Origin of the sequence: Pseudomonas sp. JL2 (assembly GCF_031570495.1) — a bacterium.
Lineage (GTDB): Bacteria > Pseudomonadota > Gammaproteobacteria > Pseudomonadales > Pseudomonadaceae > Aquipseudomonas > Aquipseudomonas rhizophila.
On sequence record NZ_JAKUDH010000053.1, the window covers coordinates 1 to 3,495 of the forward strand.

Here is a 3,495-nt window from a genome sequence, read left to right on the forward strand (position 1 = left end):
CGACCTTCGAAGGCCCGATGATGGCCATCAAGACCGTCAACGCCCTCTCCCACTACACCGACTGGACCATCGGCCACGTACACGCTGGTGCCTTGGGTTGGGTGGCGATGATTTCCATCGGCGCGCTGTATCACATGATCCCGAAAGTCTTCGGCCGCCCCCAGATGCACAGCATCGGCCTGATCAACGCGCACTTCTGGCTCGCGACCATCGGCACCGTGCTGTACATCGCCTCCATGTGGGTCAACGGCATCGCCCAGGGCCTGATGTGGCGTGCGGTGAACGAGGATGGGACCCTGACCTACTCCTTCGTTGAAACCCTGGTGGCCAGCCACCCCGGTTTCGTCGTACGGCTGGCGGGCGGGGCGATCTTTCTCCTCGGCATGCTGCTGATGGCCTACAACACCTGGCGCACCGTGCGGGCCTACCAGCCTGCCGAAGCCGCCGCTGCCGCGCAGATGGCTTGAGGAGTCCGCCATGAAACACGAAACAATCGAAAAAAACGTCGGCCTGCTGATGCTGCTGATGGTTCTGGCCGTGAGCATTGGCGGCCTGACCCAGATCGTGCCGCTGTTCTTCCAGGACGTGACCAACAAACCGGTGGACGGCATGAAGCCCTACACCGCCCTGCAACTGGAAGGTCGCGACATCTATATCCGCGAAGGCTGCGTCGGCTGCCATTCGCAGATGATCCGTCCGTTCCGCGCCGAGACCGAGCGCTACGGCCACTACTCGGTGGCCGGTGAAAGCGTCTGGGACCACCCGTTCCTGTGGGGCTCCAAGCGTACCGGGCCGGACCTGGCCCGGGTCGGCGCGCGCTACTCCGATGACTGGCATCGCGCCCACCTGTACAACCCGCGCAACGTCGTGCCTGAGTCGAAGATGCCGGCCTATCCGTGGCTGGTGACCCAAACGGTGGACAGCAGCCACACCGAAGGCAAGCTGCGCGCCATGCGCACCCTGGGCGTGCCGTACACCGACGACGACATCGCCGGCAGCGTGGCCTCGCTCAAGGACAAGACCGAGATGGACGCGCTGGTGGCCTACCTGCAAGTGCTCGGCACTGCCATCAAGAGCAAGAGGTGAGCCTATGTTTCTTGAAATGAGCACTGGAATGATCCGCGGCCTGGGCACGGTCGTGGTGTTCGTGGCCTTCATCGGCCTGACCCTGTGGGTATTCAGCAGCAAGCGCAACTCGGAGTTCGCTCAGGCGCGCCTGCTGCCGTTCGCCGACGAGCCATCCGCCGACATCGCCAACCCCCAAGACCCTGCAACAAGGAGCACCCGGCCATGACCACCTTCTGGAGTACGTGGATCAGCGTACTGACCATCGGCAGCCTGATCGGTCTGACCTGGCTGCTGATCGGCACCCGCAAGGGCGAGACCAAGGGCAGCGTCGACCAGACCATGGGCCACAGCTTCGACGGCATCGAGGAGTACGACAACCCGCTGCCGCAGTGGTGGTTCCTGTTGTTCGCCGGCACTTTGGTGTTTTCCGTCGGCTACCTGGTTCTCTACCCGGGCCTGGGCAACTGGAAAGGCATCCTGCCCGGCTACGAAAATGGCTGGACCGGCGCCCATGAATGGGAAAAGGAAATGGCCAGGGCCGACGCCAAGTTCGGGCCGATCTTCGCCAAATTCGCCGCCATGCCGGTGGAAGAAGTCGCCAAGGACCCACAGGCCTTGAAGATGGGTGGCCGCTTGTTCGCCTCCAACTGCTCGGTCTGCCACGGCTCGGACGCCAAGGGTGCCTTCGGCTTCCCGAACCTGGCCGACAGCCACTGGCGCTGGGGCGGCAGTGCCGAAACCATCAAGGCCACCATCATGGGCGGTCGCATGGCCGCGATGCCGGCCTGGGGCGAAGTGCTGGGCGAAGCCGGCGTCAAGAACGTGGCCGCGTATGTGCGCCATGATCTGGCGGGCCTGCCGCTGCCGGCAGACAGCGGCGCCGACCTGCAAGCAGGCCAGCAAGCGTTCAACACCACTTGCGTTGCCTGCCACGGTGCCAACGGTAAAGGCACCGAAGCCATGGGCGCGCCAGACCTGACCTTGCCGGCCGGCTTCATCTACGGCACCAGCCTGGCGCAACTGCAACAGACCATCCGTCATGGCCGCCAGGGCCATATGCCGGCGCAGAATGAGCTGCTCGGCAATGACAAGGTGCAACTGCTCGCGGCTTACGTCTACAGCCTGTCCCACGCGGCGGGCGCCGAGCGTCTGCAAGCTGAACGCAAAAGCGAATAAATCCTGACCACGCGAACAGCCGCATCCATCTGGATGCGGCTGTTTCGTGCCCCTGCGCGACGCATTGTCGCACCCTCCCTTCGTCTTCCTTTCGGTTCCCCGGAATCAAGTCTAAGCTTGCCTCTGCGTGCGCTGGCGACTGCCGGTTTCAGGTCGACCCGACCCGATGCGTTCGACAATCGTTCGACAAAAAGGCCGCAAAGGCAGGTGAATACCGGCTGTTGCGACAGTTACCTGGCATCACCCGAACGCCGTGCTCGAACACACCCCGTTACAACCGACCTGCCCCCCTCGCCTCTTTCCTTCGTTGCGACATTTTACCGAGGGCCAATTTTGTCCCTACTCAGCACATGGAAAGGCCGCAGAATCTGCTTTGGAAAGCATTGACCCAGGTCATGGCGCGTTGCAATGACCCCCCGCTTTCTCCATACTTGCGACCGATTTTTATCCTAATAAAACACCCAAACCGTGGAACCTTAGAATGAGCACAGCAATCAGTCCGACTGCTTATAACTATAAGGTAGTCCGCCAGTTCGCCATCATGACGGTGGTCTGGGGGATCCTTGGCATGGGGCTCGGTGTATTCATCGCCTCGCAACTGGTCTGGCCGGAGTTGAACTTCGATCTGCCATGGACGACGTTTGGACGCCTGCGCCCGCTGCACACCAACCTGGTGATCTTCGCCTTCGGTGGTTGTGCGTTGTTTGCCACTTCCTATTACGTCGTGCAGCGAACCTGCCAAACGCGACTGATTTCCGACAGCCTCGCCGCCTTCACCTTCTGGGGTTGGCAAGCGGTCATCGTCGGTGCGATCGTGACCTTGCCGATGGGTTTCACCACCACCAAGGAATACGCAGAGCTGGAATGGCCCCTGGCTATTCTGCTGGCCATCGTCTGGGTGACCTACGGTCTGGTGTTCTTCGGCACTATCGTCAAGCGCAAGACCAAGCACATCTATGTCGGTAACTGGTTCTACGGTGCCTTCATCGTCGTGACCGCCATGCTGCACATCGTCAACCACGCGTCCCTGCCGGTCAGCTTCTTCAAGTCTTACTCGGCCTACTCGGGCGCCACCGACGCGATGATCCAGTGGTGGTACGGCCACAACGCCGTGGGCTTCTTCCTGACCACCGGCTTCCTGGGGATGATGTATTACTTCGTGCCGAAACAGGCCGAGCGTCCGATCTATTCCTATCGCCTGTCCATCGTCCACTTCTGGGCGCTGATCACCCTGTACATCTGGGCCGGCCC

Annotated in this window: 5 protein-coding genes; all 5 read left to right on the forward strand. The window is 61.7% G+C overall.

Annotated elements, in window-relative coordinates; translation table 11 throughout:
* Positions 1-467: cbb3-type cytochrome c oxidase subunit I (locus tag MKS85_RS28605; protein ID WP_310663248.1), on the forward strand; the 467-nt coding region annotated here is incomplete at its 5' end.
* Positions 468-477: 10 nt separating this feature from the next.
* Positions 478-1,086 carry a cytochrome-c oxidase, cbb3-type subunit II gene (ccoO, locus tag MKS85_RS28610; RefSeq protein WP_047227190.1) on the forward strand — a complete coding sequence of 203 codons (609 nt, stop codon included), beginning with the start codon at positions 478-480 and terminating at the stop codon, positions 1,084-1,086.
* Positions 1,087-1,090: 4 nt separating this feature from the next.
* Entirely contained in the window at positions 1,091-1,294 is a 204-nt protein-coding gene (locus MKS85_RS28615; RefSeq protein ID WP_047227189.1) for a cbb3-type cytochrome c oxidase subunit 3, read from the forward strand.
* Complete coding sequence (gene ccoP / locus MKS85_RS28620; RefSeq protein ID WP_047227188.1) at positions 1,291-2,244, forward strand: cytochrome-c oxidase, cbb3-type subunit III; 954 nt, start codon at positions 1,291-1,293, stop codon at positions 2,242-2,244. The genes MKS85_RS28615 and ccoP overlap by 4 nt, the downstream gene beginning before the upstream one ends.
* Positions 2,245-2,725: 481 nt before the next feature.
* On the forward strand, positions 2,726-3,495 hold a 770-nt coding region (locus tag MKS85_RS28625), incomplete at its 3' end, for a cbb3-type cytochrome c oxidase subunit I (protein ID WP_310663249.1).

Bases quoted from the DNA above. Each gene is read 5' to 3' on its own strand.
- ccoO (WP_047227190.1), top strand. From the start codon at position 478: ATGAAACACGAAACAATCGAAAAAAACGTCGGCCTGCTGATGCTGCTG.
- MKS85_RS28615 (WP_047227189.1), top strand. From the start codon at position 1,091: ATGTTTCTTGAAATGAGCACTGGAATGATCCGCGGCCTGGGCACGGTC.
- ccoP (WP_047227188.1), top strand. From the start codon at position 1,291: ATGACCACCTTCTGGAGTACGTGGATCAGCGTACTGACCATCGGCAGC.